This is a genomic window from Armatimonadota bacterium (assembly GCA_025059775.1).
In the GTDB taxonomy this organism is placed as follows: Bacteria; Sysuimicrobiota; Sysuimicrobiia; order Sysuimicrobiales; family Sysuimicrobiaceae; genus Sysuimicrobium.
On the sequence record JANXCW010000013.1, the window covers coordinates 25821 to 39854 of the forward strand.

General features: G+C 66.1%; 16 protein-coding genes and 1 riboswitch. Of the genes, 5 read left to right on the top strand and 11 right to left on the bottom strand.

Going from position 1 to position 14034, the window contains the following annotated elements:
* Positions 1–25 precede the first annotated feature (25 nt).
* The 7 genes from N0A24_09815 to N0A24_09845 form a co-directional block, all read right to left on the bottom strand.
* The gene (locus tag N0A24_09815) at positions 26–679 is read right to left on the bottom strand and encodes an MBL fold metallo-hydrolase (GenBank protein ID MCS7173648.1); all 654 of its coding nucleotides are present in this window, start codon (positions 677–679) and stop codon (positions 26–28) included.
* A 126-nt stretch (positions 680–805) separates the two neighbouring features.
* The gene (locus N0A24_09820) at positions 806–1240 is read right to left on the bottom strand and encodes a hypothetical protein (GenBank protein ID MCS7173649.1); all 435 of its coding nucleotides are present in this window, start codon (positions 1238–1240) and stop codon (positions 806–808) included.
* 6 nt (positions 1241–1246) lie between these two features.
* Positions 1247–2416, bottom strand: a complete 1170-nt coding sequence (locus tag N0A24_09825) for a hypothetical protein (protein MCS7173650.1) — start codon at positions 2414–2416, stop codon at positions 1247–1249.
* On the bottom strand, positions 2413–3846 hold the full coding sequence (locus tag N0A24_09830) for a DNA mismatch repair protein MutS (GenBank protein MCS7173651.1): 1434 nt from the start codon (positions 3844–3846) through the stop codon (positions 2413–2415). The genes N0A24_09825 and N0A24_09830 overlap by 4 nt, the downstream gene beginning before the upstream one ends.
* Before the next feature lie 197 nt (positions 3847–4043).
* Positions 4044–4108, bottom strand: a riboswitch (Fluoride riboswitch).
* 25 nt (positions 4109–4133) lie between these two features.
* Positions 4134–5318, bottom strand: coding sequence for an MFS transporter (locus tag N0A24_09835; protein ID MCS7173652.1), 1185 nt, complete (start codon positions 5316–5318; stop codon positions 4134–4136).
* On the bottom strand, positions 5315–5758 hold the full coding sequence (locus N0A24_09840; protein MCS7173653.1) for a hypothetical protein: 444 nt from the start codon (positions 5756–5758) through the stop codon (positions 5315–5317). Before N0A24_09840 ends, N0A24_09835 begins: the two co-directional genes overlap by 4 nt.
* The gene (locus tag N0A24_09845; GenBank protein MCS7173654.1) at positions 5755–6156 is read right to left on the bottom strand and encodes a hypothetical protein; all 402 of its coding nucleotides are present in this window, start codon (positions 6154–6156) and stop codon (positions 5755–5757) included. Before N0A24_09845 ends, N0A24_09840 begins: the two co-directional genes overlap by 4 nt.
* Before the next feature lie 181 nt (positions 6157–6337).
* Here N0A24_09845 and N0A24_09850 point away from each other — a divergent pair, with 181 nt between their 5' ends.
* Genes N0A24_09850 through N0A24_09865 form a run of 4 tightly spaced genes read left to right on the top strand, consistent with a single transcriptional unit; the run spans position 6338 to position 8817 of the window.
* Positions 6338–6823, top strand: coding sequence for an adenosine-specific kinase (locus tag N0A24_09850; protein MCS7173655.1), 486 nt, complete (start codon positions 6338–6340; stop codon positions 6821–6823).
* Between the two features lie 22 nt (positions 6824–6845).
* Complete coding sequence (locus N0A24_09855) at positions 6846–7745, top strand: amidohydrolase family protein (GenBank protein ID MCS7173656.1); 900 nt, start codon at positions 6846–6848, stop codon at positions 7743–7745.
* A 2-nt stretch (positions 7746–7747) separates the two neighbouring features.
* Complete coding sequence (locus tag N0A24_09860; GenBank protein ID MCS7173657.1) at positions 7748–8449, top strand: gamma-glutamyl-gamma-aminobutyrate hydrolase family protein; 702 nt, start codon at positions 7748–7750, stop codon at positions 8447–8449.
* Positions 8446–8817: a DUF3054 domain-containing protein gene (locus tag N0A24_09865; GenBank protein MCS7173658.1), complete on the top strand. Its 372-nt coding sequence runs from the start codon at positions 8446–8448 to the stop codon at positions 8815–8817. The genes N0A24_09860 and N0A24_09865 overlap by 4 nt, the downstream gene beginning before the upstream one ends.
* On the opposite strand, the gene N0A24_09870 is transcribed toward N0A24_09865, so the two are convergent.
* Complete coding sequence (locus N0A24_09870; GenBank protein MCS7173659.1) at positions 8814–9479, bottom strand: dienelactone hydrolase family protein; 666 nt, start codon at positions 9477–9479, stop codon at positions 8814–8816. The two genes, N0A24_09865 and N0A24_09870, sit on opposite strands and share 4 nt — an antisense overlap.
* A gap of 68 nt (positions 9480–9547) precedes the next feature.
* Here N0A24_09870 and N0A24_09875 point away from each other — a divergent pair, with 68 nt between their 5' ends.
* The gene (locus N0A24_09875) at positions 9548–10117 is read left to right on the top strand and encodes a hypothetical protein (GenBank protein ID MCS7173660.1); all 570 of its coding nucleotides are present in this window, start codon (positions 9548–9550) and stop codon (positions 10115–10117) included.
* A gap of 6 nt (positions 10118–10123) precedes the next feature.
* Here the strand turns inward: N0A24_09875 and N0A24_09880 are convergent, their stop codons facing one another.
* The 3 genes from N0A24_09880 to N0A24_09890 all read right to left on the bottom strand — a co-directional run bounded on the left by N0A24_09880 (position 10124) and on the right by N0A24_09890 (position 13793).
* Positions 10124–11398 (bottom strand): hypothetical protein, encoded by a 1275-nt coding sequence (locus N0A24_09880; GenBank protein ID MCS7173661.1) that lies wholly within the window; start codon positions 11396–11398, stop codon positions 10124–10126.
* Positions 11399–11979: 581 nt separating this feature from the next.
* Positions 11980–12822 carry a hypothetical protein gene (locus N0A24_09885; GenBank protein MCS7173662.1) on the bottom strand — a complete coding sequence of 281 codons (843 nt, stop codon included), beginning with the start codon at positions 12820–12822 and terminating at the stop codon, positions 11980–11982.
* Complete coding sequence (locus N0A24_09890; protein MCS7173663.1) at positions 12804–13793, bottom strand: hypothetical protein; 990 nt, start codon at positions 13791–13793, stop codon at positions 12804–12806. The genes N0A24_09885 and N0A24_09890 overlap by 19 nt, the downstream gene beginning before the upstream one ends.
* Positions 13794–14034: the final 241 nt, after the last annotated feature.

Below are 14034 nucleotides of genomic sequence, written 5' to 3' on the forward strand. Positions count from 1 at the left end.
CGACTGTGCCACAAGAGGAGGATCGTTAGCCGGTCGCCGCGATCTCCCGCAGGCGCCGGGCCGCGCCGGGACCGAAGACCCCGCCGTGGTAGCACACCACCACATCCGGCTCCAAGTCCGCCAATTTGCGCACGGAGGCCATGGCGGTAGCAAGATCCGGGGTGAACTCCGGAATAGGCCCCCGCAGCTGGCCGTCCATGACCACCAGGGCGTCCCCGGAAAGGAGGATGCGGTGGGCCTCCAGATACAGGCTCAGGTGCCCCGGCGTGTGACCGGGGGTGTGCACCACCTGGATGCCGCCGCACAGGGGCAGGCGCTCGCCGTCCAGGAGGGGACGGGTCACCCGGACCTTGGGGCGATCCCGCAACACGGATTCGAGGGCCTGGCGCTGCTCAGGCGGGAGGTGCTCGGGGTTGAACTTGAGCAACGTCCGGGCACCCTCGATGTAGGGTACCTCCTCCACGTGGGCCCACACCTCAGCCCCGCTCTCCTGCACGACCGTGGGCGCGTTCCCGATGTGGTCCAGGTCCTGGTGGGTCAGGAGGACCGCTCGGATCTGGGCGAACTCCACCCCGCACGTGCGGAGGGCTTGCCGTAGGGATTCCGCCTGCCCGGGGAATGCGGTATCTACCAGGAGAACTTGGTCGCCTTCCCGGAGGAGCACTGGGTGGACGCGCATGGAATTCCCACGCCACACCCCGTCCACCGAGAGGACCTCGACACCCTCCGCGATTCGCATGCTGGGGGTAGTATACCACGGGCACAAGCTCCACACCTTCCGCGTGGGGAATACAGAGACGTGGGGCTACGAGCGCACCGCCGGCACACTGGACGGACCGAAGATCCGGCGGTAGACATCCTCCCCGTGACTGGTGGGAAGTGGTTCTGCCGGGAGAATCCGGTAGGTCCGCCGTCCGTCCGCAAGGCGCTCCGCGCGCAGGAAGAGCACGGACTTGGGCCGCTGATCGAGAAAGGAGCGGGTGAGGTCGTAGAAGTGGGTGACGAAGTATACGCGGACCCCAGCCTCTGTGAGCGCCTGGATCACCTGGGGGGCGATCTCGGAGCCTTCCCGTTCGTTGGTGGCGGAGAAAGACTCGTTGCAGAGGAGTACCGCACCGGGCTGCATCTGGTCCACGAGGGCACTCATGCGGGCGAGCTCCTCGTCGAGCTTCCCCAGTTCGAGGGCTTTGTCCTCCTCCCGCTTGAAGTGCGTGAAGAGCCCGGTGCACAGACTTGCCACAAAGGACTAGGCAGGGACGAACATCCCGGACTGCATCAAAAGCAGCGCGATTCCGAGGGCGCGGAGGAAGGTGGACTTTCCACCGGAATTGGGTCCCGTGATGAACACGAGGCGCTTACCGTCTGCCTCCAGGTCGTTGGGGACGACGGGGCGGTCCAGGGTCAGCGCAAGTCCCACGTCGTATAGGCCCCGCAAGGACAGCCGTGCCTCCGCCTCGGGGACGGGCTGAGGAAAGCAGAGGGCGTAGCCCCGGCCGGTGAGGGCTTCGTGGGAGTTCAGGCAACCCACGTAGAAGGCGAGCTCCGCCCGCAGCATGCAGAAGAAACCCCGCACGTGGTCTGCGGCCCGACCCAAGGCATCCGCGACAGGGGCGATGGCCATACTCCGAAGCTCTCCCAGGGCCCGCGCTCCGGCCTCATCCCGAGGGGAGAGCTCGAACCGATAGACGGCCGGCTCCTTGCGGAAGAAGATCCTCCATCGATCCCACAAGGTTCGGCGCTCGTCTCCAAGGCGGTGGAGGCGGTAGCGGACGCCCTTATTGGCCGCTCCCAGCTCCGCACTCAGGCGCACGCCGTGCGGAAATCGAAGCTGGCGGAGGTGATCTCCCACCGCGTTCAGGTACTCCTCGCTCAGGTTCTCCCTGAGGGTGGCAAAGAGCTGAGTCCATCCCTCTGCTCGGAATCGAGGCCCGTACTCTTCCGCCGTCTCCCGCAGCTCGCGCAGCAGGGGAAGAAACCGTTCCAGGGTTTCCGCAGCCTCACGGAGGACCCAGTCGGGGTAGCGGGAAAGCACCCCGAGGGAATATCCTTTGGTTCGCTCCACGCCTTCTGTGGCAAGCGAATAGAGCCGGCGCACCACCTGGGGGAAGAGCAGGCAGTCGCGTAAGATGCCCTGACGGTAGCGTAGGACCGTGAGATCTCCTCGCATGCTCTCCAGGACAACCCGTCGGCTCACCTCGTGGATCCAATCGTCGTTCTGCGCCATGGCGGCAAAGAGGGGCTTGAGGTCCAGATCTCGCTCCAACGCCTCCGCGTTCAGGGGGAGGCCGGCACAGGGGTCGAACTCCGGAAACCGGGGAGAGCGGTATCCGGTGCGCCGAGCGGCACGCTCCGCCGCTGCCCGCTGGGCCCACGCCCAGTCGAAGTCTGCGTGAGGGAAAAGCAATCGGGCTTTCATGGCCGGAGGCGTTCCCGGACCTGTTCGTAGGTCAGGCGATGCTTCCGGGCCAGGGCCAGGGCGTAGGCAAGGCCGTCCGCGGGCCTCCGCTCGATGCGGTAGGTACGGGCTTCCGGGTTTTGGGGATCCACTTCGGCCACCATGCTCACCGTCCGCTCGTTGAGGGAACCGAGCTCGTCTACGAAGGTAACCCACACGCAGAAGGCGTCCCGCTCCAGGACGGCCTCGGCGATCTGCCTGCTCAGAAACAGGGCGTCGTGCAGGGAGGTACTGGAGAAGACCTCGTTGAGGATGAGGAAGCTGCGGGAGGTGGCCTGGTGCAGGATCTCGCGGATTCGGAGGAGATCGTGTTCCAGCTTGCCCACGAGTCCTTCTGGGTCCTCCCCTTGCTCGAAGTGGGTAAAGATCGCATCGGGAAGGAGCAATCGGGCCTCCGTGCCGGGAACCGGGCATCCCAGGGACGCGAGATAGTGGAGCTGCCCCAGGCTCCGGGCGAAGGTGGTTTTCCCACCCTGATTGGGGCCGGTGACCACCACCAGGCGCTCGGGGGCGGTGAGCTCGAGGTCGTTGCAAACCGGAAGGTTACCCTCCCGGACGAGCCTGTGAGCGAGGGCCAGATCGAAACAACGGCGCGCGTAGACCCGCCTAGGGGTCTCAGCGACCTGAGGGTAACAGAACGGGAGGCCCACCCGCTTCAGGGGAGCGATGTGCTCGAGGTAGGCTAAGTAGAACTGTACCTCCCGGTCGAAGGAGGCAATCGTGGGGTCGAGGAAGGTTCTGTGGTCGTGGCGGAAGGCTGTAAGGCGCGAGAACACCTCGGGATAGAGAGAAGCCACACCGTCCAGGATCTGAGCCTCCACGTGGTTCATCTCCAGGGAGTCCCGGAAGGTAAAGGTGTAGCCAGGGGCGTCCAGCTGCCGGAAGCGCTCGAACGTGCGCACGATCTCCGCGCTGTAGTCCTCCCCCCCGGCATAGGGGTGGACTTCCACCCGTAGCCCCTGGATGAGAACGGTGTACCGGATGGCCGAGAGTTCCTGGAGGAGCCGCTCGGATTCCGCTTGGAGACGTCGGAATGGCACCGAGGCGGTGTAGTGGAGTAAGTGGTCGCGGAAGGAGGTCAGGCCCGCGGACCGGATCTCTGCTCCGGCAAGGTCCTCCGCGAGTCGCAGGACGGCCTCGCAGTACTTAAAGACGGCGTCTAAGAACCAACGTTCCTGTTGCCGCGTGTAGTACGTCGTCTCCGCATGCGCGAGGGATTCCCGGACGGTGCGCATGGCTTCGGCGAAGGCACTGACCCGGGTGTACAGCCCGGGATCCTGCAGATCCTGCATGACCCGCTGACGGTACACCACCGCGGGAACGCTCTGAAGCGGGGTGTAGAAGAACGGGTTGAGGTCGTACGTATCCCGGCCTGCGGTGATGGCTTCCACGATCCGGTCCAGGAGGAGGTCAGAGAAAAAGGGAGGAGGAGCGGACCGTAAGGTAGGCGGGGTCCCATCAGGAGGGAAGAGGAGGCTGACGGGGCCCGCGACAGCCGAGCCTGGAGAAGGGCTCCACAAACCTGCCATAGCCACGGACACTCCCTCTCCTCCGGGCAGGGGCCAAACAGAAAAAGCCCCTACCCACCAGCTGGGTAGGAGCCATCAGCCTCTTCCCGAGGCGGTTTGGGCGGGCTCCATCGCCCTCCACATCATTCTGGGGAATTCTGGACCTGCTGTCAACCGCGGCGGGGAGCTAGGGCCTGGCCCGCGGCCGCAAAGAACGGGAGCGCGGCCAGCTGGCAGGTTACGGAAAAGGCCACGAGCGCGACGGGGTTCCACCCGTAGAGCATCCCCATGAGGGCGCTTCCCGCAAACCAGCAAGTGCCGAAGACCGCGTGGAACAGCCCGAAGGCGGAGGCCCTGCGAGCCGGCGACACCAACCCGGCCACCGCGGCCCGCAGCAGGGACTCCTGCACCCCGATCCCCACGCCCCACAGGATGCTTGCCACCGCCGCCGCTTCCCGTCCGCCGAGGAATCCCAAGGGTGGGGCGGGGACGGCGAGCAGCGCGAGCACTAGAAGAACCCGCACGCCTGCTCGGTCAAACCAGCGGCCCCCGAGGAGTGCTGCCAGGGCATCCGAGGCCTGTGCCAGCGCATACAGAGCGGCGATGGCGGCGGGAGCGACGGTCTCCGCCCGCACAAGGTGGTAACTCAGGAGCGGAAAATCCGCGTATCCCGCGGCAAGAAGACCTACGCCGACCATATACCACCGGAGCTCCCGGGGAAGGGGAGCGGCCGAGGGAGCCTGAAGCGCGGCCTCGAAGATCCGGGGTTGGGGGAAAGCGGCGCGGGCGGTCACAAGGAAGGCGAGAGAGACCAACGCAGGTACTAGAAGGGCCGCCAAGGCGGTCCGATACCCGCTGCCCGCCGCCAGCATCCCCGCCACCAGCAGCGGGCCCGCCACCGCGCCAGCCTGATCCAGGGCCTCGTGGACCCCGAACCCCCATCCGTGGCCCACCTGCGAGGTGGCGTGGGAGAGCATGGCATCACGGGGCGGGGTGCGGAGGGCCTTCCCGATCCGCTCGGCTACGACGAGCACTGCGGCCGCCTCCCACCCGCCCGCGAGGGCCAGGGCGGGCACTGCGCCCAGGTTTACCGCATAACCGAGGAAGGTGAGGAGCCAATACTGACGGGTGCGGTCCGCGAGTGCGCCGCTTGCTAAGCGCAACGCGTAGCCCACAAGCTCCCCCAACCCAGCCACGAATCCCACCGCCGCTGCGGAGGCGCCCAGGACGGCGAGGTACGGCCCCGTGATCCCGCGGGCGCCCTCATAGGTGGCGTCCGCAAAGAGGCTCACGGCTCCCATGAGGAGCACGAACCGGAAGGCGAGCTGCTGGACTGTGGGGATCCTGGCCGTCATGGCACTTCGGGACGTCCGAAGAGTGCCCGCAGCTTATTGCGCAGCTCGTCAGGGCCCGGGGGAGGAGAGGGCTTCGGCACGGAGACTCCCTTCTCTCGAGCGCGCTCCCGCAGCGTGCGAAGCTCCTGCTCGAGCCGCTCCAACGATTGCCGGGCCTGACGGACGGCGGCCAGGAGGCCCGTGAGGTTCATCCGCAGTCCCCGCACGGCCTCGTCCGCGAGGTAGGCCCGGCGCCGGAGGGTCGCCAGCTCCGCGCGGGCAGCCCCCCAGGCCCGAAGGGGATCCTCGGGGGACGCATCCAGGTATACGGCAGCGCCGTAGCCCAACAGGATCCGCAGCCCCTCCTCCTCCCCCCATCCCTCTGCTCGGAGCACTGCCTCCAGCCGGGTCCAGGTCTCCTCGTCCAGGGTCACGTGCACGGTGGCCAGCACGTCCGTCATGGCGTGCTTTCCCGTTCCCGCAACGCCTCCCGCAGTACCTGGCGCTCCCGCTGCAGGGCCAAGAGGCGTTCCCGAAGCACACGGTATTCCTCCTCCAGGGCAGCCACCTGCGCCCGCAGCGTGTCCCGTTCCAGTTCGGTTCGGAGCACGCGGGCGCGCATGGAGAGGAGGTGCGCGGCGGCCTCCCGCCGCTGGAGTTCCAGCCGCTCGGGAAGATGAGGGGTCGCCGGTGCCGCCATGCGTTCGAAGCGTCGTTGGTCAAGGACGTAGTGTCGCGCTCCCTCCGCGAGGAGCCATGCGAGTCCCGCTTCCACCGGCCAGTAGCCCCGTCGGGTCAGGCCTTCGGCCAGGCGGCTCAGGTCCTCTCCGGCCAGGGTGAGCGTCAGGATCCGGTCCATGGTCGAAACAAAAAACGGCTCCCATCGGATCCTCCGCAGGAGCCATCACCCCGGCAGCTGCCGGGTCTCTAGGGCGAGCTCCATCGCCCGGTGTTCGGTTTGCTCCAGCAGCATACAACGCCGCGTGGACTCCGTCAACCGCACTTGCGGCCTTCGCTCCTTCGATACATACAATAAAAGCATGGAGCTCAAACTGGTTCCCGTTGAGAAGCCGGATCCGCTGAACGTTATCCTCGGGCAGGCCCACTTCATCAAGACCGTGGAGGACCTGCACGAGGCCCTGGTGACCGCGGTGCCGGGGATCAGATTCGGCCTCGCCTTCTCCGAGGCCTCCGGCAAGCGTCTGGTGCGCCGAAGCGGGACGGACCCGGAGCTGGTGGAGCTGGCGGTGCGCAACGTGCTCGCCATCGGCGCAGGGCACACCTTCCTCATCGTACTGGGAGAGGGCTACTATCCTATCAACGTGCTGCCCGCGGTGAGGGCGTGCCCGGAGGTGGTCCGCATCTTTGCCGCCACCGCCAACCCCCTCCTCGTGGTGGTGGCGGAGGAGGGGGAACGGCGGGGGATTCTGGGTGTGATGGACGGGTTCAGCCCCCTCGGGGTGGAGGACGAGGCGGAAGTGGCCTGGCGCAAGGACCTCCTGCGGCGGTTCGGGTACAAGTTGTAGAGAATTCTCGGAAGAGGTCGAGATGGAGATCATTGACGCGCACGTGCACCTGGTCACGCCCCGGATGGTGGAACGCGCCACCCGGTGGACCGCGGGGGTCCGGGCCCGGGCCCTGGAGGCCGCGGTCCAAGCCCGGCAGCGCCGGATGCGGGAGCTTCCCGGACAGACCCTGGAGGAGATCGCCGCGTGGTGGGAGCGGCAGCTTGATGCCCACGGGGTGGCGGCTGCCTTCTTCATCGCGGTGGGGGAGGCCAACGAGGAGCTGGCGGAGTTCTGCGCCCTCAACCCCCGGCGCTTCTACGGTTGGGGGAGCCTCCCGGACCCCCTGCACCCGGACGCTCCACGCATCGTGGAGCGGTTTAAGGAGTGGAGACTGCGGGGCCTCAAGCTGTATCCTCCCACCCAGCGGTTCCACGCGGGTGATCGAGCGGTGTTCCCCGTCTACGAGAAGGCCGCGGAACTGGGGATCCCCGTGCTGTTCCACTTCGGGATCACGGTGGCTCCCCTTTACGACCTTACCTACGCGAATCCCCTGAACCTCTCCGCGGTCCTCAAACAGTTCCCAGAGGTAACCTTCGGGATCGCGCACTTCGGGGCAGGATTTCTGCGGGAAACCCTGTTTCTGGCCTACCACACGGAGAACGTGTTCGTGGACACTTCCGGCACCAACAACTGGCGGCTGTACCACCCTGGCAATCCCTCCCTGGAGTCCGTGTTCGCGGATACGCTTCGGGCCTTCGGCCCACACCGGGTGGTGTTCGGGACCGACACCGCCACAGGTCCGTACCGGGGGCAGGTTTTGCGGGAGCAACTCGAGATCCTGGAACGCCTGGGGCTATCGGAGGAGGAGCGGGCCGCGGTCATGGGCGGAAACGCCCGGAGGCTGTTCCAGATGGAGTCGCCCGCGCCCACAGGACGGTAAGGGTGGCAGAGGTCCTCGTGGTCCAGCACGCGGAGGTGGAAGCCCCGGGGCTCCTTGGGGAGGTCCTCCGAGCGCGTGGCCACGGCCTGCGCGTGCTCCATCCGTACCGGGGGGATCCGATCCCCAAGCCGCCTCTAATGGCCGCGGGACTCGTGCTCCTGGGCGGTCCCATGGGGGTGTACGAGCAGGACCGCTACCCGTTCCTGCGGGCGGAGCTGCAACTGCTCGAGGATGCCGTAAGTCAGGGGAAGCCCGTCCTCGGGGTGTGCCTGGGAAGCCAGCTCCTGGCGGCGGCGCTGGGGGCGCAGGTGCGACCGGGCCCGGGGTTGGAACTGGGATGGCACCCGGTCAGGCTGGAGGCGGCGGCGGCCGAAGATCCTCTGTTCGCCGGGCTTCCGCGGTCCTTCTGGGCCTTCCACTGGCACGGGGACGTCTTCGACCTCCCGGACGGGGCCATCTGGCTTGCCCGCAGCGAACGGACCCTCTACCAGGCGTTTCGGTACGGAGAGGGCGCGTATGGGCTCCTGTTCCACCTGGAGGTCACCGAAGCCATGGTGCGGGCCATGGTGCGGGCCTTCCCTCAGGATCTGGAGCGGGCCGGGATAGATCCGGAGGCGGTGAGTTCCGAAGCAGAGCGGTATGCGCCCGCGCTGCGGGACCTGGGGTTGCGGGTGTTCGGGCGGTGGGCAGAGCACCTGGCATGAGCCGTTGGACACTGGCGCTCGGGGACGGGCTCGTGTTGGTGGTCTTCACCCTTCTCGGCGTGCGGGCCCACGGCGGGATCCCGGACCTGGATGCCCTCCTGCGCACCGCACTCCCCTTTTTGCTTTCCTGGGCCGCGACGAGCGGGGTGCTGGGTACCTACCGGCGCCCGGTGCGCGCGGGATGGCTTGGGGCGTGGCCTCTGGGGATCCTGCTGGGGGTGCTGGCCCGGCAGGCCCTCCTGGGGCGGCCCCTTTGGAGCTCCAGTACTGCCACCTTCGCCCTCGTGAGCCTGGTGGTGACGGGCGTGCTGCTGTTCGCGTGGCGGTCCGTGGCGGCGACCTGGGAAGCCCGGCAGGCAGTCCGCTAGGAGGCAACCAGGTACCTTTTGAACCACTCGGCCGCGAGCCGCGCTACTTCCGCGAGGGCACCGGGCTCCTCGAAGAGGTGTCCTGCCCCCGGGACCACCGCAAGCCGCTTCTCGCATCGGAGACGCTGCAGGGCCTCCTCGTTCAGCCGGAGTACGGGGAGGTCTGCGCTCCCTACGATGAGGAGGGTAGGAGCCCGTACCCGGTCCAACACATGCGCGGCGAGATCGGGCCTCCCGCCCCTGGAGACCACCGCGCGGACGGCCTCCGGCCGCTCCGCGGCCGCGATCAAGGCCCCCGCGGCCCCCGTGCTGGCACCAAAGAGCCCGATGCGGAGCGCCTTCGTCTGCGGGTTCTCCGCAAGCCAGTCCACGAGCCCCACGAGCCGCCGGCCCAGCAGCCCGATGTCAAACCGATACTGGGCGGTTCGCAGGTCTGCGGCTTCTTCCTCTGGAGTGAGGAGATCGATGAGAAGGGTGGCGAGTCCGTTTCGCTGCAGTTCCCGAGCCACGAACCGGTTGCGGGAGCTCAGGCGGCTGCTGCCACTCCCGTGAGCGAAGAGCACGATTCCACGGGCACCCGAGGGAATCGAGAGGTCGCCATTGAGGACCACGCCTCCGGTAGGAGCCCGAACAGGGGTCTCTGGGACTTCCGTAGGGTCCATCATGAGTTCCCCTCCCCCCAGTCTGCCCCTTTTTTGCCCGGACGTTAAGCGGGTCTTAAGGACGGAGCGTGTCCGATCAAAGACGGGCCATGCGCGGTGCGCTCCTCGTGATCCTGCTGACAGCCCTCCCCCCAAGGCTGGTGGCCCGGGCCTACGAGATCCGGACCGTGGGCGGGTGGGAGCGGGAGCTGCGGGCGGGAGCCGTTGTGAGGACGGCACCGCCAAAGCCCGTGTTCTTCCGCCTGGCCCGTACTCCAGAGGGACGTTACCGGAACCCGAGGGAAGGCCTGCTCTTAAACGAGCGTTGCGAGGTGCTGGATGCCCGCGGAAAGCCCACGGGATTCGACGCGGGGCTATGTCCGGTGGATCCTGACAAGCCTCTGCTGCGGGTTCCTCTGCGGCGGGACGACCCGAAAGCCGTACTCCCGCTCCGGCGAGGGACGGTGGACGTGGACCTGGACGGGGATGGGGTCACCAACGAGCGAGGCTACATGATAGTGACCGAGACCACCATCGTCGTGGTGGCCTACAGCCCTCACACGCGGATGCTCAAGTTCGATTTCACCCGCCTGGGCGATCCCCAGAAGGTCCGGGTCCTGCAGACCCTCCGGCGGTACCAGGTCCAGACCTTGCCTTAGGGGGTGCTACCGCCACGTCCCGGGTAAGCCGCTCAACGATTCCTCCAACCTTCGCCATCCCTGTGTTTGGAGCATCTCTTCCAGCCGTCCACCACGCTCTACCCCACCGACGATGCCACCGAACACGGGATCCCGCCAGAACGTCCCCGTGTCGAAGGACTGCTTGTAGGTCCGGAAGACCTCTCCGGTGGCCGGATCCCGAACATAGGTCTGGTCGCTTAGAAGGTTGGTCCAGGAGCGGGACATCCAGGTGTTGAACTCCTGGCTTTGACGCGTCATCTCCAGAACCATCCGGGTCTGCTCTCGACTCATGGCTCGGGATCGTTCAGCTTCCCGCAGCGCCCACTCCGGGTTACCCTGCGTCCCGAGCAAGACTCCTGCAAAGATCCCCATGTCATGGTCGAAGGTGTTTGCCCGTGCCTGCATCACCGTGGCTTGCAAGTAGGCGTGACAGCTGAAGTGTGCCGCCGCGAAACTCTGCGTCCGCGAGCCAAGACTCCGGATCTCTACGTAGGCCTTCCGCAGCAGTCCGCCTGAGGAGGCGGAGACGAAGAAGCGGGCGGAAAAGTCAAAAGCCTGCGTGCCTGGCTGTTGGGGGAGAGCGGTCAATCTGGGGCCCATGGCGCGCTTTAGTTGGTTCAGGAACTGGCTGACTCGGCTCCGCTCCGCGATTGGGCGAGCCTCCCGGAGCGTCCAGGAAGCGCCCGTTTCCATCCCCCACAGCTGCAGCAGGAACTGAGGGGTCTGGCTCTGCTGGGTGAGACAAAGGCCGCCGGCCCGGGTGGCTGGGCTCCCGTTCCACGTGAGGCGGGTTTGGGCGTTTGCCGCAAACCGCGTCTGAACTCCTTCGGAGTTCACGTAGATCACGTCAAAACGCATCACGCTCGGGCTTCTGATGAGGGCGAAGGCGGGCCAGCGAAGGCCTGCCTGGGGGACCACCCCTCCCTGAAACGCATACCCATCCGGTACCGGGACGTACCCTGCAACCATGCCCAAGAGCGTGTCGTAGACAGGCTGCATGCGGTACGCGACCCGCTGCCCCGGGGGGAGAAAGGTCAGCGACCGAAGCACACTCAGAGCTCTCGCTCGCGTATTCGCATGGGCGTCCCGGGGAAGGTAGACGCTCACCGCGAGCACTGCGCTTTGCCCAGGGATGAGCAGGTGGGCTGCTTCATAGGAGAGCTTTGCGAGTCGGGCACGGGCCCGTGCGGAGGAGAGAACGAAGTTGTATTCCCCAATCTGTCCAGCAAGTTCCCAGGGGTAGCGGAGTCCCTGGGCCACGAGGAGGAGCCCTCCTGGAATCTCCTTGAAATGCAGAGGAGCCCCTGTCTTGGAGAGCCGCCGGGTCTCTTCGGCGAAAGGCGCTACCACCCGGATGGGGGACGTCTTTGGAGCACCTCGGACAAGGAGGAACGCCTCGAAGTCGCTGAATAAAAGTCCGTAAGGCCGGATGCGGACGTGCCAGCCGTCCGGGAGGGTAGCGGCAAATCCATGTAGCCGGTTCGTAGCCCGCTCTGCAGCATTCACCGGAAGACTGCCAGCCAGGGCCAAACTCACAAGTAGAACGAAAAGCCATCCACCGCGCTTGCCAAGAGCACGTCTCGGAATTCGTTGATTCCAAGCCTTCTCGCGAATCCCCTCGCTCCTTTCGGTCCGTTTACCCATTCCAGGCCATCTGACGCGGAGCAGTACAGACCTCATGACGCGCTTACCCCATACACATCCCCGCTCAGCCATTGACCGCTCCCCGGCCACCTCCGGCACCTCCCTTCGCCGTCCCTTTCGGGATACGGACTCGATATCCCTTTCTCTCTAGCTTTCTCTAACTACAATTACATCACAGAAAGAATCCGGCATCCGGCTTAACGTCGACTTAACTGCTCCAGGGCCTCCGCTGCAGCCCAGAGCCATCTACGAAGATTGTCAAGCCCTTTCTGGGGCAGGGACTCAGCTGCGTCAGGATGGAGGAGGTCGACTTCGCACGGCACAAACGCGTACACGCAGTCAGCCCTACGGATGACCAGAGGGCCATCCATCCCGGGAGAGGGCAAGATTTCCTCGATGGCCGGATCCATGCGGGGGATACGGGTCACTGCGACAAGGCCCTGGAAGACCGTGCTGCGGGCCCCCCGAGTACGGTACAGAAGCTGCATCTGGGCGATAGCAAGGGAGGATCGCGCCTTGCGCGGGGTCAGTAGGACTTGCCACACGACGTGGTTTGCAGGGAAACGCGCACGGACGAGGCTCAGGAAATCCGCGGCGGATCCGAAAAGGTCGGGGGAGTAGTCTTTTGTGAGCTCCTGGTACTCCAGGCCCAAGCCCTCTAGGATCCTGGGGAGGAGTTCCCGGCGGTATCGGACGTAGAAGGATGTCCGATGGAGGATGGCTTCGAGAATCCACACCAAGAGGAACATCGGGATCCCGAGAATCGCCAAGGCGCCCGCGGCGGTGAAGAGCAGGTCTTCCCACCGGGGGTAGAGGAAGCCGACCAGGAAGGCGAGGAGGCCTGCGACGATACCCATGAGCACGGCCGAGGTGGCTAGCATCCCGAGGAGGGACGCGACGCGCGCGGTGGGTGCGATCCGGAGTCGTTCCAGCTCCAGCTGCTCCAAAAGCGGGCTGAGGGCAGAAAGAATGGGTTCGACTCGCGTCCGGAGGTCTCGGGACAATGCCTCGAGGTCCTCGCTCAGATGGTGGAACGCCAATTCGCCCTCCCTCGGACGAAGTCCAGCAATCGCTCAGCGGGCAACCCTGCCGTCAGGCCGGCCAAGTAGACCACTCTGAGGAGAGCCCGGAGGTCTCGGGTGCACTTTTCTAGGGCCCAGCGGCCGTCGATGCGCCGCAGGGGGCTGGGTTCCAGAAACCCTGCCCAGGGAAGCAAGGCGTAGGTGTAGCCCTCGCGGATCTTCGGATGGAGGATACGCTGTACCTGGGTGCTTTCGCGGATGAACACCTGGAAATGGCGGTCGAACTCCGAGTCTCCGATGGGGACCTGAAGCATCCGTTTGAGATCCGTCCGGAGCCCGGGTTCCCACTCGTCGAAGCGGCCGAGCAAGCTGGACACGGGGGCCACAGCCACCTCAGAGCCGTAGACGGTTCCCTGTCCCACTCCCACCAGACCGTAGAACTGTCTCTCACTCCGACCGGGAGGCCCTGGCTGGCCAAGCCCGCGACGTTTCGGAATCCTCGGCAGAACGTCGGCCTTCGCCAGGACCATCCGGCATCCCTCGATCCGAGCCTCCAGAGCCAGCCGCACGTTCGGTGGCCGGCCCCCTACGGAGAAGTATAGAATCCAGCCGATGAGGAGGAATAGCGCGTAGGCGGGCAGCAGGGGACCACCTGTGAGCACGGCTGCGAGGAGGGTACCTCCGAGGGCTGCGAACGTCCTTCCGATCGCCGGGCTGAGGAGAGACAGTACGAGCCCGACGATCAGCAATCCGGCTGCGAGCCCAGCCACCAAGACGCCAGCGATGAGAGGAGCCGTAACGACCCACACAGGGAAGCTCAGCCTCTGCCGGTCTGCCTCCAGGGAGGAGAACCCTGGTTGAGCCGCTGTCGGAGTTCCTCTGTCCGCGCGGGGACCTCCCGATCCAGAGTCTGTAGAATTCTTCCCGAGTTCACCATATCTCTGACCGTCCTCACTCAGGAAGCTAAGCGAGAGGGACAGGCAGAACACCTCCTGGGCCTTCCATAAAGCCCCGGGACATGGTCTCAACCGGGGTAGTGGGAAGATGGCTACACCGAGGTCGCGCGATCCCTGGGGGATCCGAAGTCGGCGCATGGGGTCACCGACGGGTACCCGCTGTCTTCGCAGTCGGCTCCAGAGCCGCACATGCAGATCCGGTACACAGATGGTCTCCTGGAGTGGGCCCGACCCTGAATACTCGCGGAAGTGCCGGTCTGCATCCCGCCAAGCG